The sequence below is a fragment of the Acidovorax sp. FW305-C-20-28 genome (assembly GCF_058783375.1).
Genome location: NZ_JBYSYM010000003.1, coordinates 243,465 through 265,979, shown reverse-complemented (window position 1 = coordinate 265,979; position 22,515 = coordinate 243,465). Strand labels below are relative to the sequence as shown.

Here is a 22,515-nt window from a genome sequence, read left to right as displayed (position 1 = left end):
GAGTATCTGGAATTCGCCATGTCCTGGCTGGCAGCCAACCCCCGGCTGGTGACGGCCTGGACCGTGGTGCTCATGCTGGCGCTCGCCTGGCTGTGGCGTGGCCACCGCGCCAGCCGCGAGCGCGTCCGGTTCAAGCCCTTGCGGCGCCCCGGCGCGCAGCACGCCGGCCCCGCCGGCATCGCCAAAGGAAAGACCACCCGCCGGCCCTCCCTGCGCCGCTAGGCCTGTGCCGGCCCAGCCGGCACATCGCCGCCAAGCGGCTACCATCCGGGCATGACCTTTTCTGCTGCGCCCTCTTCTTTTCCCCCGTCCACCGTCCACTTCGGCCACCAGGGCCGGGTCTGCATCGTTACCGGGGGGGCCCAGGGCATCGGCGAAGCCTGCGTGCGCCGCTTCGCCCGCGAGAACGCCCACGTGGTGATCGCCGACCTGGACGATGCCCGCGGCACCGCCCTGGCCCAGGAGCTGGGCGCCCTGTATGTGCACTGCGACGTGGGCGACAAGGCCCAGGTGGATGCGCTGGTGGCGCAGACGCTCAAGGCCCATGGCCGCATCGACGTGCTGGTGAACAACGCCGGCATCTTCCGCGCGGCGGACTTCCTCGACGTAGCCGAAGCGGATTTCGACGCCGTGCTGCGCGTCAACCTCAAGGGATCGTTCCTCGTGGGCCAGGCCGTGGCGCGCGCCATGGTGGCCTCGGGTGGCGGCTCCATCGTCAACATGAGCTCGGTCAACGGCGTGCTCACCATCCCCAGCATTTCGAGCTACAACGTGAGCAAGGGCGGCATCAACCAGCTCACGCGCGTGATGGCGCTGGCCCTGGCCGACAAGAACGTGCGCGTGAACGCCGTGGCCCCCGGCACCATCGCCACCGAGCTGGCCGCCAAGGCCGTGCTCACCAGCGAGGAAGCCAAGGCCAAGATCATGTCGCGCACGCCCATGAAGCGCCTGGGCGAGCCCTCCGAGATCGCCGACGTGGTGGCCTGGCTGGCCAGCGATGCAGCGAGCTATGTGACGGGCGAGATCGTCACCGTGGACGGCGGGCGCATGACGCTCAACTACACCGTGCCCGTCTGATACGGATTTGCATTCGACCGTAGAACTAGGCGGGAGCCGCAGACAGTGCTGGAGCACGGCAAGGCGAACCAACGACGTTATACGGTTGAAGGCAAATCCGTATAACGCCTGAGCAGCCCCGCTGGGCTGCTCGGCCAGCCCACGCGGCCGAACCAGGCGCCACCCGCAATCGCCCACCCGATCACGACGCCATAGACCAGCAATGCCAGCGCCTGGGCGGCGAACACCCCGGCCAGCCCCCCGTTCCAGCGCAGGGCCAGCCAGCCACCGACCACCGCCACTGCCAGCCGCGCCAGGTTGCCGGCCACGGGCCAGAACAGGCGGCCGGCGCCCTGCGAGGCAAAGTACAGCACCAGCCCCAGGCCGAAGAAACCATAGACCGGCCCCACCGTGCGCAGGTACTGGCTGCCCGCGGCGATCATGGCCGGGTCGCTGGCGAACAGCGACAGCCAGGTGGCAGGGAACAGCGCGGCCCACAGGCCGATGGCTTCGGTCATGCCGAAGGCCATCGCCGCACCCACCCAGGTGGCACGCAGGGCGCGCTCACGCTGGCCCGCGCCGATGCAGGTGCCGACCATGGCCACCAGCGGCGCGCCGAAGCCAAAGACCAGCGGCACCAGCAGGTACTCCAGGCGCGATGCCGTGCCATAGCCGGCAATGGCCGCCGTGCCAAAACCGCCCACCATGGCCGTGGTCACGCCGATGGCGACGTTGGTCGCCACGGTGGAGACCGCCCCCACAAGGCCCACGCGCAGGATGTCCGCAAACAGCGGCCAGCGCAGCCTGAGGCCCTTGAACGAGGGCCGCAGCAGGCTGCGCGGCGACCACAGGTACCAGGCCAGCACGGCGCTGCCCAGCACATAGTAGGCCATGAGCGCAATCGCCCCGCCCGCGATGCCCAGGCCCGGCAGCGGGCCCCAGCCAAAGATCAGCAGCGGCGACAGCGGAATGAGCACCAGCGCGCCCCACACCGTGACATAGGCCGGCACCGCCATGTTGCCCGTGCCGCGGATGATGGCCGCCAGGGTGTTGAACACCCAGACGCAGACCGCGCCGGCAAACACCCAGTTCGAATAGATGAGCGCCGCCTCCAGCGCGCTCCCTGCCCCGCCCATGCGGGTGTAGAGCCAGCGCCCGCCGCCCACCACCGCCACGCTGAAGCACAGCGCAAACACCAGGCCGATGACCAGGGCGTGCAGCACCAGGGCATCCGCATCGTCGCGCCGGCGCGCGCCCAGGGCCCGCGCGATGGCCGCCGCCACGCCACCGCCAATGGCACCCGCCGACATCATCTGCATCAGCATGACCACCGGAAACACCAGCGCCATGCCGGCCAGCGCATCGGTGCCGAGCTTGCCCACGAAGTACGTCTCGATCAGCCCCACACCGGCCTGGGCCAGCATCACCAGCACATTGGGCAGGGCCAGGCGCAGCAGCGTGGGGGCGATGGGTGCCTCCAGCAGCATGCGGGTGCGCGGGTTCATCGCTGGCGCGCCCGCAGGGCTTGGAGCGGTCATGACACCGCCCCCGTCTTGCGCGGCACGACGATGCGCACGGTGGAGACCTGCAGCACCTCATTGTTCTGGTTGCGCGTTTCGCTGCGGATGGTGACCATGCCGCGGTCGGGCTTGGACTTGGAGGGCGTGGCCTCCATCACCTCGCTCACCACGTGCAGCACATCGGTGGCCCGCGTGGGCCGGGGCCAGCTCACATCGCCGCTGGCACCGATGATGCCGCCCGCGATCGGCAGTCCCGTGGTCACCTGCAGCCGCATGGTGATGGCCGCCGTGTGCCAGCCGCTGGCGGCCAGGCCACCGAACAGCGTGCCCTTGGCGGCTTCGTCATCCATGTGGAAGGGCTGGGGGTCGAACTGCTGCGCGAAGGCGATGATCTGGGCGGCATCCATCGCATGCTCGCCGCTCGTGAAACGCCGGCCCACGGCCATGTCGTCGAAATACAGGGGTGCAACCGCCGCATTGGTGTCGGTCATGGGGAATCGGTCCTTGTCGTGAAGAGGAAATCAGGCCGCAGCCGGGGCCAGGCGCTTGAGCGGCGCCTCGCGGATCGGCAGGTTCACCAGCGCGGCACCGGCGGCCAGCGCAATGTCGATGTACCAGACCCAGTCATAACTGCCCGTGGCCTGGAACACGCTGCCGCCCAGGTAGGCGCCGAAGAAGCCGCCGATCTGGTGCGAGAGCATCACCAGGCCGAACAGCATGGCCATGTTGGCCGTGCCGAACATCTTGGCCACCAGGCCGGCCGTGGGCGGCACGGTGGACAGGAAGCTCACCCCCATCACCGCGGCAAAGACCAGCACCACGGCCGTGGTCTTAGGGGCGAAGAGGAAGACCAGCACCGCAATGCCGCGGGTGGCGTACAGGATGGAGAGCAGCGACTTCATGCGCCAGCGCCCCACGGCCCAGCCCATGGCCAGGCTGCCGACGATGTTGAACAGCCCGATCATGGCCAGCGACCAACCGCCGACTTCGGGCGGCAGGCCGCAGGCCGCGATCACGCCCGGCAGGTGCGTGGCCAGAAAGGCCACGTGGAAGCCGCAGACCAGAAAGCCCGCCGCCAGGTACAGGTAGCTGGGCGTGGCCAGCGCCTGGGCGATGGCCTGGCGCGCGGTCAGCGCCTGGGTGCCCGATGCCGCGGCCGCCTGGGCCGCCAGCGCCTTCGAATTGCCCTGGAGCACAAAGGCTGCCGGCAACGCCAGCAGTACCAGCACGCCCAGCCACTGCATGGCACTGGCCCAACCCACGGCGGCCGTGAGGCCGATGGCGATGGGCGCCATCGCGAACTGCCCGAAGGAGCCGCCCGCATTCACGATGCCGGTGGCCAGCCCGCGCTGGGCCGGGGGCACCAGCCGCGTGCTCGCCGCCATCAGCACCGAGGGGCCGGCCATGCCGGCGCCACCTGCCGCCAGCACGCCGATGGCCAGGATCAGCCCGGCCGTCGTCGTCATCAGCGGCGTGATGATGGTGCCCACCGCGACCAGCGCCACGCCCAGCAGAATCACCCGCCCGGTGCCGATGCGGTCGGCCACCGCACCCGCAAAGGGCTGTGTCAGACCCCACCACAGCTGGCCAAACGCAAAGGCCAGGCTGATGCTGCCCACGCCCAGGCCGGTGGAGGTGTTGAGGGCCGAGAGGAACAGCCCCATGGTCTGGCGCGTGCCCATGGTCAGGGCAAAGGCACCGGCTGCAGCCAGCAGCACCAGCCAGACGGCGATCTTGCGGCCGCTCGCAGCGGGGGGATTGAGCACATCACTCGCCATGGTCAAGCTCCGATACGGGGGACAGCAGTTCCAGGGATTCATCGGCCAGCGCGTGCAGCGCCATCACGCGCTCCAGGCCCAGCAGGTCATTGAGCGAGACCTGCGCCACCTTCCAGCAGCGCTGGGCCTCGGCTCGCTTGTCGCGGCCCGCGTCGGTGATGTGCACCAGCCGGCTGCGCGCATCGGGGCCCGCCTCCAGCGTCACCCAGCCGGCATCCACCAGCGGACGCAGATTGCGCGTGAGGGTGGAGGCATCCATCTTCATCTCCGCCGCCAGGTCGCCCGGCCGGATGGGCCCGAGCTTGAACACATGCGACAGCAGCGAGTACTGCGTGGTCTTGAGACCGCACTTGGCCATCTCGGTGTCGTAGTGCTGGCCCACACGCCGCAGCAGTTGGCGCAGCTTGAAATTGGTACAGCCCTGCGGTCGCCGGGGCGCAGCAGGTGTCTCAAAGGTGGCTGTTTCGGCTTGCATGGAGATTATTGTATCTGCAATAATTGCATATGCAACACTTCAACCGGGAAACCCCATGACGCAACACAACCAACTCGAACAGTGGCTTGCCCAGGAGCAGGAAATAATGGCCCGCATGGATGCCGGCGTGGGCCCGGGCGTGGCACGCCCTGACCAGGTGGCCGGGCTCGACGGCCTGCAGATGATGCAGGCCATGCTGCGCGGCGAGCTGCCCTACCCGCCCATCGCCCGCACGCTGGACTTTCGCCTGGTGGAAGTGGGTGAAGGCCTGGCCGTCTTCCAGGGCACACCCCGCGTGGAGCACCTGAACCCCATGGGCACCGTGCACGGCGGCTGGTTCGCCACCCTGCTCGACTCGGCCCTCGGCTGCGCGGTGCACACGCGCATGCTCCCCGGGCGCGGCTACACCACGGCCGAGCTGGGCGTGAACCTGGTCAAGGCCATCACCCCCAAGGTGCCCCGCGTGCGCGCCGAAGGCCGGGTGATCCACTGCGGCCGCCAACTGGCCACGGCCGAAGCACGCCTGGTGGGGCCTGACGGCACCTTGTACGCCCACGCCACCACCACCTGCCTGGTGTTCGATCTGCCGGCGCAAGCGAAGGCATAAGACACAGGCCTGGTGCTACCCTACGGGACCGCAGTGGAACCTCACCAAGGGACGTATGGCACCAGAACTCAGCGAACACGGTCAGCAACTTGTTTCCAGCCTGGCATCGCGCACCGGCTTCAGCCCCGAGGCGGTGAGGCAGTTGCTGCTGGCCCTGCAGAGGGGCAACGGCACCATGGCGCAGTTTTCGCACCCCGAGTTCGGCGGCAGCGGCCAATGGGCGCGCGGCGGCATGCTCATGATCGGCGACATGTTCAACGATGCCTTGAAAGCGCGCGTGAATGCACTGGCCACCGAGCTGGCCAGCGCCCTGGTAGCCGGCTCGCCAGCCCCCATGCAGGCGAGCTCGCCCGCATCGCCACCCCAAAGCAGCGGCGCAATGGGCTTCACCAATGCCCCGGCATCGCTTTTCGCCACCCATCTCGAGCCCACCTGGTATCCAGCGGACCTGGGCACACCGAGCAGCAGCGGCGCACAGAACGCCACCCGGTACGCCTACTTCGCCGGCAAGCGCCGCCTGGCGGTGGATGTGGGCGGCCGGGTGTCGCTGTACGACACGCTGGAACACCAGATCACCGGCTTTGGCCAGCAGCAAGGCGGTGCTGGCTCGCTGAGCTTCACCAGCCAGCACGGCACCGTGGACCTCTCGACCCTGCCAGCGGTTCACGGGGGCCATGACGCCGCAGCGGCGCCCGGGGGCGGCAGCGGCAACGCGCAAGCCTCCATCCTCGAGGCCATCTCGCAGCTTGCAGCACTGAAGGACAAAGGGATCCTCACCGAGCAGGAGTTCGCGGCGAAGAAGGCCGAACTGCTTGCAAGGATCTGACCCTGCCCGCCGCCACCCTGCCCCTGTGCCAGGTCTTCGATCTGCCTGCACAATCGAGGGCATGAGATTCCTCCACACGATGCTCCGCGTTGGCAACCTTCAGCGCTCGATTGATTTCTACACCCAGGTGCTGGGCATGCAGCTGCTGCGCCAGTCCGAGAACCCCGAGTACAAGTACTCGCTGGCGTTTCTCGGCTTCGACGGCGGCAACCCTGGCCAGGCCGAGATCGAACTCACTTACAACTGGGGCACCGAAAGCTACGACCTGGGCACGGCCTACGGCCACATTGCCCTGGGCGTGCCCGATGCGTATGCGGCCTGCGAGAAGATCAAGGCCGCAGGCGGCAATGTCACGCGCGAGGCCGGGCCGGTGAAGGGGGGCAGCACGGTGATCGCCTTTGTGACGGACCCCGATGGCTACAAGATCGAGCTGATCGAGCGCAAGAGCGATACGGGCGGAACAGGGCTGCGTTGAGCGCCCGGCCTCGCCCTCCCCAAAAGAACAAGCCCGGCAAAGCCGGGCTTTGTTGTATTTGCGCGGGAGTCAGGCCTGGGACCCCATCCTGGGCCAGGAGCCTGCGCGGCAGAAGAACAGGTTCTTATCCCCGGATCATGTTCATGATGCCGATGGCCGGCTCGACGGCCTTGAACACACCGGCTGCGCCCTGCACGGCATCCTTCGTACGGCCCGCGTCGTTGAGAGCGCTTTCGTGCAGCGCGGTGGCAGTGGCAATGTCCGTGCCGTCCAGCGAATTGATCATGGCCGACGCCACCAGTTCGCCTTCCGCATCGAGTTCGGTGTGCCTTCCCGCAGGTGTTGCCAGCGATGTGACCTTCTGGCGAACGCCATCCAGCGTTTCCTTGAGCTGTTCACGGTCTGCATCGTCGGTGAGCATCCCTCCCACGGTGGACGCCACGGCCACCGCCGTGCCGGCATACGAGGCCACCTTGCCTGCCACTTCATACGCCATGGGCAGGCCCGATAGTCCCGCACTGACCGCGATCGATGCCACCGCCAGCCCCACACCGACCGTGATGCCAATCCCTTTGGCAACCGAGCTGGCGGTTTCCGTGCTGACGCCGCACCGGGTCAGCACCCCATGCGCCATGTTGGCCACGATGCTGTTGCCCATGGGCAGGGTGTCGTAAGGGGGCGGCCGGTGGTCGGCAATGGCTTCGGTGTTGCGCATGTTGCGATAGGCACAGATGGCATCGCCGGTGGAGACCGCGAAGTTCACGCAGGCCAGCGCCAGCAAGGGTGTGGCGCCGCCAAACGATATGGCCGTGAGGCCTACGGCCACGCCCACCGCCACTCCAGACAGGGCCACGCCCAGCGCTTTTTTCCAGAACGAGGTCTTGGCCACGTCCACGCCCTCCTGCCGGGCCGCGAGCAGCTTTTCACCAGCCGCCACCAGCTTGCCCTTGGCCACCTCGGCCCGTGAGGGCGCCACGCCCGCGCGGGCAGGCTCGGAGGCGGTTGCGCGCACCCGGTCGGCCTGGCCTGCAGACACATCGCTGCGCGGCGGCGCGGGCAAGGTCAGCGACACCGGTGCCTGGGAGGCAGCCTGTGCAGTGCGGGTGGCCTGCGGTGCAGGTTCACTGCCGACGGTGCCGAACATATTGGCCGGACGGCCCATTCCAACGCCGATGGGGGAGCTCATGCTGCACCTCCGTTCAGGCTGGCCAGGCGCTCTTGCGCGTGGGCGCGCACCAGGTGGTATTCCGGGTCCAGGTAACTCAGCTGGATGCAGGAGCGATAGGCCTCTTCGGCCTCTTGCGGATTGCCCATGGCTTCCATGCATTCGCCCAGCCGCAGGATGCAGCCCGCGTTTGTGGCATCCATCAGCAGCGCCTGCGCGTAGTGCTGGGCGGCGGCTTCGTGCTGGCCCAGCAGTTGCTGCGCGAGCGCGTAGGCAAACTGGAAGCGCGGCTCCCAGGGGTCGTGCGTGACCAGCAGCATCAGGTCCTCCACGGCCTCCTGCGCGCGGCCTTCCGCCAAGTGGCCATAGGCTTCGGCGTAGACCGCTTCCAGGTCGTCGTCGGTGATTCCCTTGACGGACGCCAGCGTGACGCCGTGGTTGACAAAGGCATTGGCAATGCCGTCGGGGGTGCTGAGGTCGACGGTGGTGGCGTCGGGCGATGGGGACATGGTGGGCTCCTGACTGGACAGTCCAGTGATCGCTGAGTAACCAGACGCCAGCAAAAGTTCCTGAACTGCCCTTGCCTGGCACAGATCAGGCACCGCCGCCCGGGCCGCGTGATGGCCCGGGGTGGCTGCGGCCAGCCGGGCTCGGTGTTGTCGATCTGCACTTTCGCCAGGAACACCAGGAAAAAAGCCCGGCACTGCCGGGCTTTTCCGTTCAGGGGCGGCTGCCCAGGAAGCGGATCAACTGGCAGCCAGCGCCACTTCCACCCGCCGCGCCTCGGCATTGCTGCCACTTGCGGTAGTGTCCTCAGGCTTCTTCAGTTCGATCTTGTCTTCGGCCACGCCCAGGCCCTTGAGCGCATCGCGCACGGCAAAGGCGCGCTGCTTGGCCAGTTCGGCATTGGCGGCCGCGTCGCCCGTGGCGTCGTTGAAGCCCGAGACCAAGGCCTTCTTGCCTTCGGCCACGCCCTTGACCACGTCGGCCAGGGCTTCGTTGGCGCCAGCGGCCAGTTCGGCCTTGCCGCTGGCGAAGTAGAACTTCACCACGCCGTTCTCGACGCGCACGCTGGCTGCGTCAGCGGCCGGGGCGCTTGCCGCGTTGGAGGCAGGAGCAGCAGCTGCGACCGCCGGTGCGGTGGCCGCGGGGACCGGCTTGGCGGGCGCTGCGGCCCGCAGGCGCTTGACCACCACGGTACCGACCGCGGTGGAGATCACCAGTGCGATCAGGATGAACAAAAAACCGAGTGCAAAACGTTCTTGGCTGTCGTTATCGGAACTACCGGACATGAAGTCTCCCTGTGTTGTCTCTGTCTGTGGTGGATATTGTCAGGCGCCCCGCTTGGGCACCTTCTTCATTGTAGAGTGATGCGATGACGAGTCTTCCCGCGCCGCTGCGTGACCCCGCCCCCATGCTGGAGAGGGCCCTGCAGGAATGGGGTGGCCATCGCGACCTGTGGATCTTTGGCTACGGCTCGTTGATCTGGCGGCCCGATTTCGACTTTGCCGAGCGGCGCGCTGCGCGCGTGCATGGCTGGCACCGCGCGCTCAAGATGTGGAGCCGCATCAACCGCGGCACGCCCGAGTGCCCGGGCCTGGTGTTCGGCATGCTCTCGGGCGGCAGTTGCCGGGGCATGGTGTTCCGCGTGGACAAGGCGCATGCGCGCCAGGTGCTGGTCAACCTGTGGCAGCGCGAGATGATGACCGGCGTGTACGACCCGCGCTGGCTCACCTGCCACACGCCCCACGGTGCCGTGCAGGCCCTGGCCTTCACCCTGTCGCGCAAAAGCCCCAACCACACGGGCGAACTGCCCGACCAGGAGTACCGGCGCATCTTCGAGGAGGCCTGCGGGCGCTACGGCACCACGCGCGACTATGCCCAGGCCACCTACGATGAGCTCTGCCGCCTGGGCATCCACGACCGCTCACTTGCAAGATTACTTTCTCTTACCGTGAAAAAGTAGGCATAGTGGTGCCCCTGTGGCGTACGGTACGCCGGGTCGGCGGCAGCGGCAACGCATCATGGCGCGGCTGACGGCGTATCCGTACCAGTGTCCCAAGGCGTGGGCGCCCGATGCGGCGCGCATGCCCCATGCCTACCACTATTTCAAGCAAGGAGTGAATTCCATGAATCTTCGTTTTGCAGCGCTTGCCGTGGCCGTTGCCTCCCTGGCGGGCTGTGCCGCCTTTTCCTCGTCCGGCCCCTCGGCCACGGCCAGGCTGGAATCCACGCGCGGCAACACCACCACCGGCACGGTGACCTTCACCCAGACGGGCGAAACCGTCAAGGTGGTGGGCGAGGTGCGCGGCCTCAAGCCCAATGCCGAGCATGGTTTCCACGTCCATGAAAAAGGCGACTGCTCCAGCGGCGACGGCATGAGCACGGGCGGCCACTTCAACCCCGGCGGCAAGCCGCACGGCAGCCACGGGGGCGCCGAGCACCACACGGGCGACCTGCCCAGCCTCAAGGCCGATGCCGGAGGCGTGGCCAGGATCAATTTCGAGTCGCGCTCCATCCGCGTGGGCAGCAGCGCCAACGACATCGTCGGCAAGGGCCTGATCGTGCACCGCGACCCCGATGACTACACCACCCAGCCCACGGGCAACGCCGGCCCGCGACTGGCGTGCGCGGTGATCACGGCAAAGTAAGCCGGCCCGCCAGGACCTGCTCCGCCCGGGCCAGGTCCTGCACGGTGTCCACATCGGTCACCGCGCCTTCATCGTCCACCTCCACCAGCCGCACCCTGCCCTGCTGTTGCTGCTCGCGCACCACGCTGGCGGCGCCCTGCTCCCCCGCCAGGGCCAGCAGGCCAGGCAGGCATTGCGCAGAAAAGGCCACCGGGTGGCCGCGCTCGCCATGGTATTCGGGCACCGCCACCGCACAGCCATAGAGCGCCGCCGCCATGCGGCGCAGGGTGCGCGGCTGCACCAGGGGCAGATCGCCCGGCAGCACCAGCCAGCCCGGGGCATTGGCGGTGGCACGCACCGCCGCTGCGATCGAATCCCCCATGCCCGGGTGGCCCCCGTCTTCCAGGTGCCAGGGCAGGCCGCTGGCGCGCACGGCGGCCAGCGTGTGCTCCAGCACCGGCAGGCCGTGGAGCAGCGCGCTCAGCTTGTGGACGGTGCCGCCCGAGGCGGCGAAGCGCTCGCCCCGGCCGGAGGCCAGCACGAGCACGATGGGGGATGGCAGCGGTTCTGGTTCCATCACGCCATTTTGAACGGCAATTCGCGCGGCGTCTTGCCGGTGAGTTGCGCAATGGCGTTGGCGAACGCCGGCGCCAGCGGGGGCAGCCCGGGCTCGCCCATGCCCGTGGGGGGCTCGGCACTGGGCACGATGTGCACGGCCACCTGGGGCATGTCGGTGATGCGCGGCACCGCGAAGTCGCCGAAATTGCTTTGCTCCACCACCCCGTCCTTGAGCGTGACGGCACCGCCCGGCAGGCACATCGACAGCCCCATCAGCGCCCCGCCCTGCACCTGGGCCTCCACGCTTTTCGGGTTGACCGCCAGGTTGCAGTGCACGCCGGCCGTGATGCGGTGCAGCTTGGGCGCACCGTCCTTGGTCACCGAGGCCTCGACCACATAGGCCACGACCGACTGGAAGGACTCGTGCACCGCCACGCCCCAGGCGCGGCCTGCAGGCAGCTTCTTCTTGCCATAGCCCGATTGGGCCACGGCCAGCTCCAGGGCCGCCTTGTGGCGCGGGTGCTTGTCGCCCATGAGGCGCAGGCGGTAGGCCACGGGGTCCTGCTTCGTGGTGCGGGCCACCTCGTCGATCAGTGTCTCCATGGCGTAGGCGGTGTGGGTGGAGCCCACGCTGCGCCACCACAGCACCGGCACATTGACCTGCGGGTGGTGGACCGAGAGCTTCATCGGCACATCGTAGGGCTCCTTCATGCCTTCGATGGCCGTGGCATCGATGCCGTTCTTGACCATGAAGGCCTCGAAGGGCGAGCCCTTGAGGATGGACTGGCCCACGATGGTGTGGTCCCAGGCCAGGATATTGCCCTGGGCGTCGAAGCCGATCTCGGCGCGGTGCACGTGCATGGGGCGGTAGTAGCCGCCCTTGATGTCGTCCTCGCGGCTCCAGAGCGTGCGCACCGGGGCGGCCAGGCCAGCCGCCCCGGCGGCCTTGGCGACCGCGCAGGCCTCCACCACATAGTCGGCCGTGGGCACGCCACGGCGGCCAAAGCCGCCTCCGGCCATCTGGGTGTGGATCTTCACGTCCTGCGGTTGCAGTCCCAGCGCCTTGGCAGCAGCCACCGCGTCCAGCCCGGGCATCTGCGTGCCCATCCACAGCTCGGCCTTGCCGGCGACCAGTTGCACGGTGCAGTTGAGCGGCTCCATGGGGGCATGCGCCAGGTAGGGGAACACGAATTCGGCATTGATCTTGTGCGGCGCATTCGCCAGCGGCGCCATATCGGCCTGCCGGGCCACCAGGCCGGGCTTGGCGGCCAGCTCGCGGTAGCTGGCCAGCATCTGCGCGGTGTCGGCCTTCTCGACCGCGCCCGTGTCCCACTCCACCTTGAGCGCATCGCGCCCCTGCTTGGCAGCCCAGTAGCCGTCCGCTACCACGGCCACGCCCTCTCCGCCCCGGTCCACGGGCACGCGCAGCACGGCCTTGACGCCCTTGACCGCCTTGGCGGCCGAATCGTCCAGCGACTTCAGTTTGGCCGCGAACACCGGCGGGCGCGCGACCACGGCGGTCAGCATGCCGGGCAGGCGCACGTCGATGCCATAACCCTGCTGGCCGCTGGCCTTGGCCTTGGCGTCAAGCCGGCCCGTGGGCTGGCCGATCAGTCGGAACTGCTTGGGGTCCTTGAGCGTGACCTTCTCGGGCACGGGCAGCTTCATGGCCGCCTCGGCCAGTTCGCCATAGCCCAGCTTCTTGCCGCCCGGCCCAACGACAAACCCGCTTTGCGTGCGCAGGGTCGAGGCGTCCACCCCCCATTGCGTGGCAGCGGCCGAGACCAGCATGGCACGCGTGCGCGCGCCCAGTTCGCGGTATTGGGTGTAGGAGTTCTTGATGGAATTGGAGCCGCCCGTGAGGTGCATGCCCATGGCCGGATCCGCATAGGCCATGTTGGCATCGCCATGCGTGCTGCGCACCTTGGACCAGTCGGCGTCGAGTTCCTCGGCCAGGATCATGGGCAGGCCGGTCTGCACGCCCTGGCCGAAATCGAGCCGGTTGATGGTGACGGTGACCGTGCCATCGGGCTCGATGCGCACAAAGGCCGAGGGCTGCTCGAAGGGCTTGAGGCCGCCAGCCGGCGCTGCCGCGCCCTGGGCCACGGCGGCCAGCGGGAACGCGCCCAGCGCAAAACCGGTGGCGGCGGAGACCTTGAGGAAGGTGCGGCGCGCCAGGCCTTGCGCGGGCTCTGCGGATGCCTCACCCTGTGCTTGTTCCAGCAGCGCCAGCAGGTGGCGGGGCATGTGGGTGTGAACGGTGTGGGGATCGAAGTGCATGCTGTTCTCCCCTTCAGGCCAGGCTGCGGGCCGCGTCGTGGATGGCGGCACGGATGCGCACATAGGTGCCACAGCGGCAGATGTTGCCGGCCATGGCGGTATCGATGTCGGCATCGCTCGGCTTCTTCTTGCCCTTGAGCAAGGCGGTGGCGCTCATGATCTGGCCGCTCTGGCAGTAGCCGCATTGCGCCACGTCGTGCTTGACCCAGGCGGCGTGCACGGCCTTGCCCACCTTGTCGCTGGCGGCGATGGCCTCGATGGTGGTGATCTTCTGGCCCGCCGCAGCAGAGATGGGCGTGATGCACGAGCGGATGGGCGCGCCATTGAGGTGCACCGTGCAGGCGCCGCACAGGGCAGCGCCGCAGCCGAACTTGGTGCCGGTCATGCCCAGCGTGTCGCGCAGGGCCCAGAGGATGGGGGTGGACTCATCGGCATCCACCACCGTTTCTTTGCCGTTGATGTGAAGGGTTGGCATCGTGGGTTCTCCTTGGGGAGGTTTTTTTGGGGGACTGACGGGAACTGCAGAACGCTGGCGGCTTCAGCACCGCCATCGCTCAGGCAACGGGAACGCGGGACAGGTTGCCATTTTTAAGAGAATATTTATTCGATTAAAGCGCAAATTGAAGAGTTACGCTTTGAGCGCATCCCAGCACAGGCTGAAGGCCGCCTGGTGCAGCGCCTCGTCGTCGGGCAGCACGCCTGTGCGCACCAGGGTGGCGGTGTCGCGCACCGAGCCCGTGAGGCTGGCGGTGAGCAGCGGCACGGGCACGGCCTTGAGGATCTCCTGCTCCTGCCCCTCGCGCATGAGTGCGTAGAAGCCGGTCATCAGCCGCGTGGAGAACTCGCGGTTGCCCTCGGTGAACCAGGGGGAGTTGTAGTACTGCTCCTGGAACACCACCTCGGCATACTGGTCGAGCCGGTGACGCAGCAGGTTCTCCCAGATGCGGCGCACGCGCGCGCGGTACGGCAGGCTGGGCACCACGCCGTCCATGATGCGCGCGGCGGTGACGGTCTTGGCGTCCTGGTAGAGCTGGCTGATGAGCTCGTCCTTGGACGGGTAGTAGACATACAGCGTGCTCGTGGCAATGCCCGCGGCGCGCGCGATCTGCGCCATGGTAAGGCCGCTCAGCCCGGTCTGGCCCACCAGATCGAAGGTGGCCTGGGCAATGGCGCGCTGCTTTTCGTCGTCCTTGGGTTTCATCGCAGTGCAAATATAAGCGAATTATTATTCGGCAACAACCGGCTGCGCGAGGGGCTCTGCAGCAGGGGTGCACAATCGCGGCATGACCACCTCCATCGCCGACCTGCGCAAGAGCTACGAGCGCGCCGAACTCAATGAAGACGCCTCGCATGCTGCGCCGCTGCAGCAGTTTGATCAATGGCTGAAGGAAGCCATTTCCGCCCAGGTGCCCGAGCCCAATGCCATGACCCTGGCCACCGTGGGCGGCGACCTGCGCCCCAGTACGCGCATCGTGCTGATCAAGGGCTATGACGAGCGCGGCATCGTCTGGTTCACCAACTACGAGAGCCGCAAGGGCCGCCAGATCGCGGGCAACCCGTTTGCTGCGCTGCAGTTCCACTGGGTGGAGCTCGAACGCGTGGTGCGCATCGAGGGCGTGGTGGAAAAGGTCAGCGACGAGGAGAGCGACGCCTACTTTGCCAGCCGCCCACTGGACTCGCGCATCGGCGCCTGGGCCAGCCCGCAAAGCCAGGTCATCACCGGCCGCAGCGTGCTGGTGGCCAATGCGGCCAAGTACGGCGCCCAGTTTCTGCTGAGCCCCCCACGCCCGCCGCACTGGGGCGGCTACCGCCTCAAGCCCGAGCAGTGGGAGTTCTGGCAGGGCCGCAAGAGCCGCCTGCACGACCGGCTGCGCTACCGGCTCGACGGCGCCGACTGGGTGCGCGAGCGGCTGGCGCCATAGGGCCTGTTCACACAATTTTCGAGGTCGCGAAGGCTCTTGCCGGCGTGCCAATCTAGGCGCGTGACGCCGCGTGTGCCTTTGCACGCGCAAGGAGCGCAACGACGAGTGGCGCGCCGGCAAGGGCCTTCCCTTCGGGTTGCCCGGCCTGCGGGCCGTCTGCGGCGTTGCCCACGCTTGCAAGGTTCCTACCTTGCTGCGCGCGGGCGCCTTGCATCCAGCCCCCAGGCCGGGCAACGCGATCCCCGAAAATAGTGTGAACAGGCCCTACACCAGAAAACGGGTCACCAAAATGATCACCACCGGCATAGTGATCAGCGCCAGCGCGGTCGACACAGCCACGCTGGCCGTCACCTCGTCCTGCGCCACCTCGTAGCGCTGCGAGAACAGGAACACGTTGGCGCCCACCGGCAGCGATGCGGCCACCACCATCACCGCCAGCGGCATGCCCTTGAGCCCCAGGGCCCAGCCCACGGCGGCCATCGCCACGGGATGGATGAGGCACTTGACCAGCGCGATGCGCATGGCGGCGCGGAAATGCGTGCCCACCTTGGTGAAGGCCAATGTCACGCCCACCAGCAGCAGCGCAAGCGGCCCCAGGGCCTGGCCCAGCAACTCCAGCGGCTTGTCGATGACCAGAGGGATAGCCAGGCCCGTCTGCGCATACAGCAGGCCGGCGATGATGGGCAAGGGAATCGGGTGGATGATGCCGTTGCGCACGGCCATGAGCACCGTGCGCAGCATGGACCGCCCTTCATGCCCCGGCGTGCCCGCCCGCTCGCGTGCCACGGCCAGCTCGAACACTACCGTGGCGGCGGTGAGCAGGATCAGCGCGTGCAGAGAGATCAGGGTGAACAGCGTGACCAGCCCCGCCTCGCCGAACACCAGCCCCACCAGCGGCACGCCGATCATCACCGTGTTGCTGAACATATTGGCCAGTGCCCGGGCCGCCGCGAGGCTGGTAAAGCCCTGCAGCAGCATGGTGCCGCCGAACACCAGGCCGGCCGCCGCGAAGTACGCGGCAATGGGCGCAAAGTCCACATCGCCCAGGTGAACCGAACCCATGGTTCGGAATAGCAACGCTGGCGTGAGCACCATGAACACCAAGTTGGAGAGGTCCTTGACCGAACCCGCCCGTATCCACCCCCGGTTGCCCGACAGAAAGCCGATGGCAATGAACAGGACGACGGGAATCAGGGAGGCAAAGACGGGGGAGTTCACGGGACAGCGGCGCGCAGGGGAGAAGGCAGGGAGTGTAGTCCTTACAAGGGTTTACCCTTGAATTCTCTCAGTCCAGGCCATCGAACACCGCATCGTCCGGCCCGATGTGCGAGGGCGAGCGCCAGCCGGCATCGCGCATGGAGCGTGCCACCTGGTTCTCCACGCCCAGCAACACGGCGAACAGCGCCATGCGCACGGGGATGCCGTTGTCCGTCTGGCGGAAGATGGCCAGGCGCGGGTCGTGGTTGAGGTCGGTGCTGAGGTCATTCGCACCGGGCCGGCCATCGCGTGGCAGCGGGTGCATGAGGATGGTGTCGCTCTTGCACAGTGCGTCCACCAGCGACTTGCGGATCTGGAACTCGGGCGTATAGCCCTCGATCTCCTCGCCCACGAAGCGCTCCTTCTGGATGCGCGTGGCATACACCACGTCGGCGCCGCGCAGCCCTTCCTGCAGCGACGAAGTCTGCTCGATCACATGGCCGTTGCGCGCCACCAGTTCCAGCAGGTAGGGCGGCATCTCCAGCGAGGGTGGGGCCACCAGGCTGAACTTGAGCCCCTTGTAGAGGGCCAGCAGGCGGATGAGGGAGTGCACCGTGCGGCCGTACTTCAGGTCGCCCACCAGCGCCACGTGCGTGCCATCGACCAGCTTGCCCAGGCGCGAGAACTCGCGTTGGATGGTGTAGAGGTCCAGGATGGCCTGGCTCGGGTGCTCGCCCGGGCCGTCGCCCGCGTTGATCACGGGGATGTTGGTGGCGCGCGCGAATTCGGCCACGGCGCCCTGCTCCGGGTGGCGCACCACCAGTGCATCCACATAGCCGGCCATGACGCGGCTCGTGTCGTAGATCGACTCGCCCTTGGCCATGGACGAGAAGGTGAAGCCCGTCGTATCGCACACCGTGCCGCCCAGCCGGCAAAAGGCCGCGCCAAAGCTCACGCGCGTGCGCGTGCTGGCCTCGAAGAACAGGCTGCCCAGCACGGCGCCCTCGAGCACGCGCGAGACCTTCTGGCGCCGCGCGATGGGCTGCATCAGGTCGGCGACCTGGAACAGGTCTTCCAGGCTGCCCCGGTCGAACTGGGCCACCGAGAGCAGGTGCGGCCGGCCCTCGGCCGCGATGCGCTGGGCCAGGGGCCGGGCGGCGGGCGCCCTGCCCGGCTCCGCCCCGGCGGCCCGGGCTTCGTGCGCGAGGATCTCGGAGACGAATTTCTCCACCATCTCCGGCATGGAACGCGCCTCGCCCGAGTCGGCCGGCAGCAGCCAGGTATCGAGGGCGCGCCGGCGCACGCCCAGCCGGTCGGAAAACGCATCGCGCGTGAGGTTGAGGCGGCGCATGGCGTCGCGCAGGAAGTCTTGTTGGCTGTTCATGGCCTTCGATTATACGCAATGCGCTATTTTCAAAAACGCATTGCGTATATTTCCTGGAAACTTTCGGTCCTAATGCGGCAATCTTGAACTAAGGTAAACCCAGGCCCGGGCCCATGCCAGAGGAGTAGGATGCAAGCATTTGTTACAGCCATCCGGTGCAGCTTGCGATCGGGGCTGGACAAGCCCACGATAGAGATGCCATGACAAGATCACCCCCCTGCGCAGGAAGCCGCCGGCTTGCCCTTGGGATGTGCCTGTCTTTTGCCTGGGTGGGCAGCACGCATGCCCAGGCCGATGTTGCCCAGCTGCCGCTGGAGCAGTTGATGCAGATGGAGGTGCGCACGGCAAGCCGCTACCTGCAAAGCGCGCTCGAGGCGCCGGCGGCGGTCAGCGTCGTGACGGCGGAGGACATCCGCACCTTCGGCTACCGCAACCTGGCCGAGATCCTGGCCGGCATGCGCGGCCTGTACATGTCCTACGACCGGTCCTACCACTACCTGGGCATGCGTGGCTTTTCCACGCCGGGGGACTACAACACCCGTGTGCTGCTGCTGGTCGATGGGGTGCGCTTCAACGACAACCTGTACGACCAGGCCCCGGTGGGCACGGATTTCCCCATCGACATCGACCTGATCGAGCGCGTCGAGTTCGTGCCCGGGCCGAGTGCAGCCGTCTATGGCGCGAATGCCTTCTTCGGCGTGATCAACATCATCACGCGCACCGGCCGGCAGTTCCAGGGCGCGCAGGTCAGCACGGAACTGGGCAGCCACGGCCACGCCCGGCTGCGCTTCACGCTGGGCACGGCGGACGGGTATGGCGGCGACTGGCTGGTGTCGGCATCCCGCTCCACCACGCGGGGAGAAGACCTCTACTTTCCCGCCTACGACACGTCCGGCCAGAACCACGGGCTGGCGCAGCGCCTGGACTACGACCGCAGCAGCAGCCTGTTTGTCAAGATGCGGCGCGAGGGCGTGACGCTGTCCCTGTCGCATGGCGAGCGCGCCAAGGGCCTGCCCACGGCCGCCTTTTCGCAGGTGTTCAACGACCCGCGCTCGCGCGTGGCCGATTCCAGCACCCGCATGGCGGCGGAGTATGCTGGCCAGTGGGGCCCTGCCCTGCATTTCACGGCACGCCTGCAAGGCGGCCAGTACCGGTATGTGGGCGACTATGTCTACGACTACCCGCCCGTGACCGCCAACCGCGACATCGGCCGTGGCCGCTGGCTGGGCTCGGAGCTGCAATGGGTGAGCACGGCATTCCAGCGGCACAAGATCTCCTTTGGACTGGACTACCGGCGCGATCTCGACATCACACAGCGCAACCTGGATCTGGCGCCCGAAGCGATCTTGCTGGACAAGAGCAGCCGCGGCGACGTGCTGGGCATCTACCTGCAGGACGAGGTCGCGCTGCGCCCCGACCTGGTGCTGCACGCCGGGCTGCGCTGGGGCAAGCACTCGGACAGCAAGGGCAGCCTGCACCCGCGCCTGGGGCTGGTGTACCTGGTGGGGCCGGCAACGGCCCTCAAGCTGCTCTACGGCACGGCCTACCGCCCTCCCAATGCCTACGAACGCGACTACCGAGTGGAAACGCCCGGTGGCGTGGTGGGCACGGACAGGCTGCGGCCCGAGCGCATCCGCACCACGGAGCTGGTGCTGGAGCATGCACCCTCCGGCGCATCGCGTGCCCTGGTCACGCTGTTCCAGTCGCGCGTGTCGCATCTGCTGGCCATTGGCGATGCGCCGCAGCCCGACCGCCTCATGTTCAGCAATGCCGGCAACATCGTCGGTGTGTACGGGGTGGAGACCGAGGTCGAGCAGCGCCTGGGCCCCGACGCCCGGCTGCGCCTGGCCTACAGCTGGCAGCGCGCACGCGATACCCTGACGCGGGAGACCCTGGCCAATGCACCCCGGCACCTCTTGAAGGCGCAGTGGTCGATGGCCATCGGCAGTGCCGACGCTGCACCCTGGGCCCGGGGCCGCCTGGGGCTGGAGGCCATCGGCATCGGCGCGCGCAACACGCTGGCATCGCGCCTGCCGGCCCACGCGGTGGCCAACCTGACCTACACCACGCGGCTGGCAGGCACGGAGGTGTCCTTCGGGGTCTACAACCTGCTGGACCGGCGGTACGCCGACCCTGCGTCCTTCGAGATCCGCGGGGACTCGATCCTGCAGGACGGCAGGACCCTGCGCCTGAAACTCACCCATGCGTTCTAGGCCATGGCACACCTGCACCGCCTGTACCAAGCCCTCCTGGTGGGCCTGTGCGTGCTCGCGTGCGACCCCGGGGCCGGTGCGCAGGAACGGGTGGGTGAAAACGAACTGAAGGCGGCCTATGTCTTCAACTTCATCCAGTTTGTCGAATGGCCCCAGGGCGATGGCCGCGCCGGCACCGACTGGACCATCTGTGTCTCCCCCTTCAGCCCCCTCAAGCGCAACCTGCTGGCACTGGAGGGGCGGCCTGCGCGCAAGGACAACCCCATCCGCATCCGGCTCTGGGAGGCGAACGAGCTGAGCGACTGCCGCGTGCTGGTGCTCAGCGGCGCAGACACCGACCGCGCCCTGCGCGCTTTGCGCGCCATGCCGGGCAAGACGGCGGTGCTGACCATTGCCGATGATGCAGTGAGCGCTCCGCCGGAGATCATGATCGCCCTGCACCGCGAGGGCGACCGCATCGTCTTCGACATCAATGCCGATGCCATCGGCAAGGCGGGGCTGTCGGTCAGCTCGCGCCTGATGCGCCTGTCCAGGGGGGCACGATGACGCCCGACAGCCCGGCCAGCGCCAACTCCGAGCAGCTGTCATCGCGGGTGGTGGCGACCGGCCTGCTCGCCACCGGGCTGGCCCTGCTGACCATGGTGCTGGCCCTGACGGCCTTCGACTACTGGAGCAGCCGCAAGGCCATGCTCGCCGACAGCCGGGTGGAGGCCGCCATCGTGGCCGACAACGTGTCCACGGCCGTGATGTTCCGCGACGCGCACACGACGGAAGAGATCCTGGGTGCCCTCAAGGCCTCGCCCATGGTGCTGATGGCGGCCATCTACGATGCCCAGGGCGTGCTGTTCGCCTCGTACCAGCGCGATGGCGACCAGGTGGCACCCAGCACGCTGCCGGGTGGGGGCAACGGAGATTTCGAGTACCAGGGCCTGTCCCTGCTGGAAATGGCCAAGCCCGTGAAGTTCCGGGGCAAGAGCTCGGGCAGCATCTACCTGCGCAAGTCGATGGCCGAGGTCTACACCCACCTGGTCATCCGCTTCGGCGGCGCGCTGTTGATCGCCGGAGGCACCATGGCGCTGGCCACCGCCCTGGTGCTGCGCAGCCGCGCAGCGGTCGGCGAAGCGGAACGCCGCCTGCAGGTGCTGGCCCACCAGGACGCCGTCACGGGCGTCGGCAACCGGCACTACTTCAACGAACGGCTGGCCCACGAAATCGACCGGGCCGCCACGCTGGGCAGCAAGCTGGCCCTGGTCTACATCGACCTGGACAATTTCAAGACCCTGAACGACACCTTCGGCCATGCCGCGGGAGACGGCCTGCTGCGCCAGGTGGCGCAACGCCTGCAGTCGGTGGTGCGGCCGGGCGACGACATCTGCCGCATGGGGGGCGACGAGTTCTCCGTCATCCTGCGGCTGGACATGGACGAAGCCGCACTCGGCAGTTATGCGGAGCGGATCGTCGCCGTGTTCGAGAAGGGTTTCGTCGAGTCGGACCAGGAGGTCATGGTGACCTGCAGCGCAGGCATTGCCACCTACCCGGGGGATGCGCAGGACAAGGACGCCCTCATCATCAGTGCCGATACGGCCATGTACCGCGCCAAGGACCTGGGCAAGAACCGCTGCGAGCGCTTCGACGTGTCCATGAACCTCGCTGCGGTGCGCCGGCATGCCATCGAGCAGGCCTTGCGCCAGGTGCTGGAAGACGGCGAGGGCCTGGCCCTGCACTACCAGCCGGTGTTCTCGGCCACGGACCGCCGCATGATGGGCGCCGAAGCGCTGCTGCGCTGGACCCATGCCCGGCTGGGCGCCATCCCGCCGCTGGAGGCCGTGATGGTCGCGGAGGAATGCGGGCTGATCGTGCACCTGGGCTATTGGGTAGTGCGCACGGCCTGCCGCGACGCGGCCCGCTGGCAGGCCCGGGCCCAGACCCCCCTGCGGGTCGCGGTCAATGTCTCGGCACGCCAGCTGGGCGACCCGCAGTTCCTGGAGCGCGTGATGGACATCCTGCGCGAGGAAGGCCTGCCGGCCCACCTGCTGGAGATCGAGCTCACCGAAACCGTGCTCATGGAGAACATGGATGCCTGCGCCAGCACCTTGCACCGCCTGAGCCAGCTGGGTGTGCACCTGGCCATCGACGACTTCGGCACCGGCTACTCGTCGCTGGCCTACCTGCGGCGCCTGCCCATGAAGCGCCTGAAGATCGACCGCAGCTTCATCCGTGACCTGCCCGGGCAGGAGCACAGCCGCATGATCGTCAACGCCATCATCGCCCTCTCCCACGGCCTGGGGCTGGCCGTGACGGCCGAGGGCGTGGAGACACGCGAACAGGCCGACTATCTGGTGGACGCCGGTTGCGATGTGCTGCAAGGTTTTGCCTTTGCCCGGCCCATGCCAGTCGAGCAGTTCGAGCAGATGCAGGCGGCGCGGTAG

The 22,515-nt window shown here is 67.9% G+C and carries 24 protein-coding genes; 11 read left to right on the top strand and 13 right to left on the bottom strand.

Annotated elements, in window-relative coordinates; translation table 11 throughout:
• The first annotated feature begins 18 nt into the window (after window positions 1–18).
• Both AC3WOH_RS06330 and AC3WOH_RS06325 read left to right on the top strand, forming a co-directional pair.
• On the top strand, window positions 19–222 hold the full coding sequence (locus AC3WOH_RS06330; RefSeq protein ID WP_492228526.1) for a hypothetical protein: 204 nt from the start codon (window positions 19–21) through the stop codon (window positions 220–222).
• 51 nt (window positions 223–273) lie between these two features.
• The gene (locus AC3WOH_RS06325; RefSeq protein ID WP_492228525.1) at window positions 274–1,077 is read left to right on the top strand and encodes an SDR family NAD(P)-dependent oxidoreductase; all 804 of its coding nucleotides are present in this window, start codon (window positions 274–276) and stop codon (window positions 1,075–1,077) included.
• A 77-nt stretch (window positions 1,078–1,154) separates the two neighbouring features.
• Here the strand turns inward: AC3WOH_RS06325 and AC3WOH_RS06320 are convergent, their stop codons facing one another.
• From AC3WOH_RS06320 to AC3WOH_RS06305, 4 genes are read right to left on the bottom strand one after another with little or no spacing between them, the layout of a single operon-like run.
• Entirely contained in the window at window positions 1,155–2,561 is a 1,407-nt protein-coding gene (locus AC3WOH_RS06320) for an MATE family efflux transporter (RefSeq protein WP_492228524.1), read from the bottom strand.
• Between the two features lie 29 nt (window positions 2,562–2,590).
• Window positions 2,591–3,067 (bottom strand): MaoC family dehydratase, encoded by a 477-nt coding sequence (locus AC3WOH_RS06315; RefSeq protein WP_492228523.1) that lies wholly within the window; start codon window positions 3,065–3,067, stop codon window positions 2,591–2,593.
• 30 nt (window positions 3,068–3,097) lie between these two features.
• Window positions 3,098–4,354 carry an MFS transporter gene (locus tag AC3WOH_RS06310; protein ID WP_492228522.1) on the bottom strand — a complete coding sequence of 419 codons (1,257 nt, stop codon included), beginning with the start codon at window positions 4,352–4,354 and terminating at the stop codon, window positions 3,098–3,100.
• On the bottom strand, window positions 4,344–4,829 hold the full coding sequence (locus tag AC3WOH_RS06305) for a MarR family winged helix-turn-helix transcriptional regulator (RefSeq protein WP_492228521.1): 486 nt from the start codon (window positions 4,827–4,829) through the stop codon (window positions 4,344–4,346). The genes AC3WOH_RS06310 and AC3WOH_RS06305 overlap by 11 nt, the downstream gene beginning before the upstream one ends.
• A gap of 55 nt (window positions 4,830–4,884) precedes the next feature.
• On the opposite strand from AC3WOH_RS06305, the gene AC3WOH_RS06300 reads away from it, so the two are divergent.
• The 3 genes from AC3WOH_RS06300 to gloA all read left to right on the top strand — a co-directional run bounded on the left by AC3WOH_RS06300 (window position 4,885) and on the right by gloA (window position 6,737).
• Entirely contained in the window at window positions 4,885–5,436 is a 552-nt protein-coding gene (locus tag AC3WOH_RS06300; protein WP_184855980.1) for a PaaI family thioesterase, read from the top strand.
• A 55-nt stretch (window positions 5,437–5,491) separates the two neighbouring features.
• The gene (locus AC3WOH_RS06295; protein ID WP_492228520.1) at window positions 5,492–6,262 is read left to right on the top strand and encodes an SHOCT domain-containing protein; all 771 of its coding nucleotides are present in this window, start codon (window positions 5,492–5,494) and stop codon (window positions 6,260–6,262) included.
• A gap of 61 nt (window positions 6,263–6,323) precedes the next feature.
• A complete protein-coding gene (gene gloA, locus AC3WOH_RS06290; RefSeq protein WP_492228519.1) occupies window positions 6,324–6,737 on the top strand; it encodes a lactoylglutathione lyase in 414 nt (137 codons plus the stop codon).
• A gap of 124 nt (window positions 6,738–6,861) precedes the next feature.
• Here gloA and AC3WOH_RS06285 read toward each other — a convergent pair whose 3' ends face one another.
• The 3 genes from AC3WOH_RS06285 to AC3WOH_RS06275 form a co-directional block, all read right to left on the bottom strand.
• The gene (locus AC3WOH_RS06285) at window positions 6,862–7,923 is read right to left on the bottom strand and encodes a hypothetical protein (protein ID WP_492228518.1); all 1,062 of its coding nucleotides are present in this window, start codon (window positions 7,921–7,923) and stop codon (window positions 6,862–6,864) included.
• The gene (locus AC3WOH_RS06280) at window positions 7,920–8,411 is read right to left on the bottom strand and encodes a tetratricopeptide repeat protein (RefSeq protein ID WP_492228517.1); all 492 of its coding nucleotides are present in this window, start codon (window positions 8,409–8,411) and stop codon (window positions 7,920–7,922) included. The genes AC3WOH_RS06285 and AC3WOH_RS06280 overlap by 4 nt, the downstream gene beginning before the upstream one ends.
• 237 nt (window positions 8,412–8,648) lie before the next feature.
• Window positions 8,649–9,194: an OmpA family protein gene (locus tag AC3WOH_RS06275; RefSeq protein ID WP_492228516.1), complete on the bottom strand. Its 546-nt coding sequence runs from the start codon at window positions 9,192–9,194 to the stop codon at window positions 8,649–8,651.
• Window positions 9,195–9,277: 83 nt separating this feature from the next.
• On the opposite strand from AC3WOH_RS06275, the gene AC3WOH_RS06270 reads away from it, so the two are divergent.
• Together AC3WOH_RS06270 and AC3WOH_RS06265 are read left to right on the top strand one after the other, a co-directional pair.
• A complete protein-coding gene (locus AC3WOH_RS06270; RefSeq protein WP_184855974.1) occupies window positions 9,278–9,868 on the top strand; it encodes a gamma-glutamylcyclotransferase in 591 nt (196 codons plus the stop codon).
• A 163-nt stretch (window positions 9,869–10,031) separates the two neighbouring features.
• Complete coding sequence (locus tag AC3WOH_RS06265) at window positions 10,032–10,553, top strand: superoxide dismutase family protein (protein ID WP_492228515.1); 522 nt, start codon at window positions 10,032–10,034, stop codon at window positions 10,551–10,553.
• Here the strand turns inward: AC3WOH_RS06265 and AC3WOH_RS06260 are convergent.
• The 4 genes from AC3WOH_RS06260 to AC3WOH_RS06245 all read right to left on the bottom strand — a co-directional run bounded on the left by AC3WOH_RS06260 (window position 10,540) and on the right by AC3WOH_RS06245 (window position 14,571).
• Entirely contained in the window at window positions 10,540–11,109 is a 570-nt protein-coding gene (locus AC3WOH_RS06260) for a nucleotidyltransferase family protein (RefSeq protein ID WP_492228514.1), read from the bottom strand. The genes AC3WOH_RS06265 and AC3WOH_RS06260 overlap by 14 nt on opposite strands.
• Complete coding sequence (locus AC3WOH_RS06255; protein WP_492228513.1) at window positions 11,109–13,370, bottom strand: xanthine dehydrogenase family protein molybdopterin-binding subunit; 2,262 nt, start codon at window positions 13,368–13,370, stop codon at window positions 11,109–11,111. The genes AC3WOH_RS06260 and AC3WOH_RS06255 overlap by 1 nt, the downstream gene beginning before the upstream one ends.
• A 13-nt stretch (window positions 13,371–13,383) precedes the next feature.
• Window positions 13,384–13,845, bottom strand: coding sequence for a (2Fe-2S)-binding protein (locus AC3WOH_RS06250; RefSeq protein ID WP_492228512.1), 462 nt, complete (start codon window positions 13,843–13,845; stop codon window positions 13,384–13,386).
• A gap of 153 nt (window positions 13,846–13,998) precedes the next feature.
• Window positions 13,999–14,571, bottom strand: coding sequence for a TetR/AcrR family transcriptional regulator (locus tag AC3WOH_RS06245; protein ID WP_492228511.1), 573 nt, complete (start codon window positions 14,569–14,571; stop codon window positions 13,999–14,001).
• 82 nt (window positions 14,572–14,653) lie between these two features.
• Between AC3WOH_RS06245 and pdxH the strand changes: the two genes are divergently transcribed.
• Window positions 14,654–15,292 (top strand): pyridoxamine 5'-phosphate oxidase, encoded by a 639-nt coding sequence (pdxH, locus tag AC3WOH_RS06240; RefSeq protein ID WP_492228510.1) that lies wholly within the window; start codon window positions 14,654–14,656, stop codon window positions 15,290–15,292.
• Window positions 15,293–15,556: 264 nt separating this feature from the next.
• On the opposite strand, the gene AC3WOH_RS06235 is transcribed toward pdxH, so the two are convergent.
• Window positions 15,557–16,510 carry an AEC family transporter gene (locus AC3WOH_RS06235; RefSeq protein WP_492228509.1) on the bottom strand — a complete coding sequence of 318 codons (954 nt, stop codon included), beginning with the start codon at window positions 16,508–16,510 and terminating at the stop codon, window positions 15,557–15,559.
• 67 nt (window positions 16,511–16,577) lie between these two features.
• On the bottom strand, window positions 16,578–17,873 hold the full coding sequence (locus AC3WOH_RS06230) for an aspartate carbamoyltransferase (RefSeq protein ID WP_492228508.1): 1,296 nt from the start codon (window positions 17,871–17,873) through the stop codon (window positions 16,578–16,580).
• A 248-nt stretch (window positions 17,874–18,121) separates the two neighbouring features.
• On the opposite strand from AC3WOH_RS06230, the gene AC3WOH_RS06225 reads away from it, so the two are divergent.
• From AC3WOH_RS06225 to AC3WOH_RS06215, 3 genes are read left to right on the top strand one after another with little or no spacing between them, the layout of a single operon-like run.
• Window positions 18,122–20,086 (top strand): TonB-dependent receptor plug domain-containing protein, encoded by a 1,965-nt coding sequence (locus tag AC3WOH_RS06225; RefSeq protein WP_492228507.1) that lies wholly within the window; start codon window positions 18,122–18,124, stop codon window positions 20,084–20,086.
• 3 nt (window positions 20,087–20,089) lie between these two features.
• On the top strand, window positions 20,090–20,632 hold the full coding sequence (locus AC3WOH_RS06220; RefSeq protein ID WP_492228506.1) for a YfiR family protein: 543 nt from the start codon (window positions 20,090–20,092) through the stop codon (window positions 20,630–20,632).
• The gene (locus AC3WOH_RS06215) at window positions 20,629–22,515 is read left to right on the top strand and encodes a putative bifunctional diguanylate cyclase/phosphodiesterase (RefSeq protein WP_492228505.1); all 1,887 of its coding nucleotides are present in this window, start codon (window positions 20,629–20,631) and stop codon (window positions 22,513–22,515) included. Before AC3WOH_RS06220 ends, AC3WOH_RS06215 begins: the two co-directional genes overlap by 4 nt.

Bases quoted from the DNA above. Each gene is read 5' to 3' on its own strand.
- AC3WOH_RS06260 (WP_492228514.1), bottom strand. From the start codon at position 11,109: ATGGAACCAGAACCGCTGCCATCCCCCATCGTGCTCGTGCTGGCCTCC.
- pdxH (WP_492228510.1), top strand. From the start codon at position 14,654: ATGACCACCTCCATCGCCGACCTGCGCAAGAGCTACGAGCGCGCCGAA.
- AC3WOH_RS06265 (WP_492228515.1), top strand. From the start codon at position 10,032: ATGAATCTTCGTTTTGCAGCGCTTGCCGTGGCCGTTGCCTCCCTGGCG.
- AC3WOH_RS06225 (WP_492228507.1), top strand. From the start codon at position 18,122: ATGTGCCTGTCTTTTGCCTGGGTGGGCAGCACGCATGCCCAGGCCGAT.
- AC3WOH_RS06215 (WP_492228505.1), top strand. From the start codon at position 20,629: ATGACGCCCGACAGCCCGGCCAGCGCCAACTCCGAGCAGCTGTCATCG.
- AC3WOH_RS06230 (WP_492228508.1), bottom strand. From the start codon at position 17,873: ATGAACAGCCAACAAGACTTCCTGCGCGACGCCATGCGCCGCCTCAAC.
- AC3WOH_RS06250 (WP_492228512.1), bottom strand. From the start codon at position 13,845: ATGCCAACCCTTCACATCAACGGCAAAGAAACGGTGGTGGATGCCGAT.
- AC3WOH_RS06255 (WP_492228513.1), bottom strand. From the start codon at position 13,370: ATGCACTTCGATCCCCACACCGTTCACACCCACATGCCCCGCCACCTG.
- AC3WOH_RS06285 (WP_492228518.1), bottom strand. From the start codon at position 7,923: ATGAGCTCCCCCATCGGCGTTGGAATGGGCCGTCCGGCCAATATGTTC.
- AC3WOH_RS06280 (WP_492228517.1), bottom strand. From the start codon at position 8,411: ATGTCCCCATCGCCCGACGCCACCACCGTCGACCTCAGCACCCCCGAC.
- AC3WOH_RS06325 (WP_492228525.1), top strand. From the start codon at position 274: ATGACCTTTTCTGCTGCGCCCTCTTCTTTTCCCCCGTCCACCGTCCAC.
- AC3WOH_RS06320 (WP_492228524.1), bottom strand. From the start codon at position 2,561: ATGAACCCGCGCACCCGCATGCTGCTGGAGGCACCCATCGCCCCCACG.
- AC3WOH_RS06315 (WP_492228523.1), bottom strand. From the start codon at position 3,067: ATGACCGACACCAATGCGGCGGTTGCACCCCTGTATTTCGACGACATG.
- AC3WOH_RS06330 (WP_492228526.1), top strand. From the start codon at position 19: ATGTCCTGGCTGGCAGCCAACCCCCGGCTGGTGACGGCCTGGACCGTG.
- AC3WOH_RS06310 (WP_492228522.1), bottom strand. From the start codon at position 4,354: ATGGCGAGTGATGTGCTCAATCCCCCCGCTGCGAGCGGCCGCAAGATC.
- AC3WOH_RS06220 (WP_492228506.1), top strand. From the start codon at position 20,090: ATGGCACACCTGCACCGCCTGTACCAAGCCCTCCTGGTGGGCCTGTGC.
- AC3WOH_RS06300 (WP_184855980.1), top strand. From the start codon at position 4,885: ATGACGCAACACAACCAACTCGAACAGTGGCTTGCCCAGGAGCAGGAA.
- gloA (WP_492228519.1), top strand. From the start codon at position 6,324: ATGAGATTCCTCCACACGATGCTCCGCGTTGGCAACCTTCAGCGCTCG.
- AC3WOH_RS06295 (WP_492228520.1), top strand. From the start codon at position 5,492: ATGGCACCAGAACTCAGCGAACACGGTCAGCAACTTGTTTCCAGCCTG.
- AC3WOH_RS06275 (WP_492228516.1), bottom strand. From the start codon at position 9,194: ATGTCCGGTAGTTCCGATAACGACAGCCAAGAACGTTTTGCACTCGGT.
- AC3WOH_RS06245 (WP_492228511.1), bottom strand. From the start codon at position 14,571: ATGAAACCCAAGGACGACGAAAAGCAGCGCGCCATTGCCCAGGCCACC.
- AC3WOH_RS06270 (WP_184855974.1), top strand. From the start codon at position 9,278: ATGACGAGTCTTCCCGCGCCGCTGCGTGACCCCGCCCCCATGCTGGAG.
- AC3WOH_RS06305 (WP_492228521.1), bottom strand. From the start codon at position 4,829: ATGCAAGCCGAAACAGCCACCTTTGAGACACCTGCTGCGCCCCGGCGA.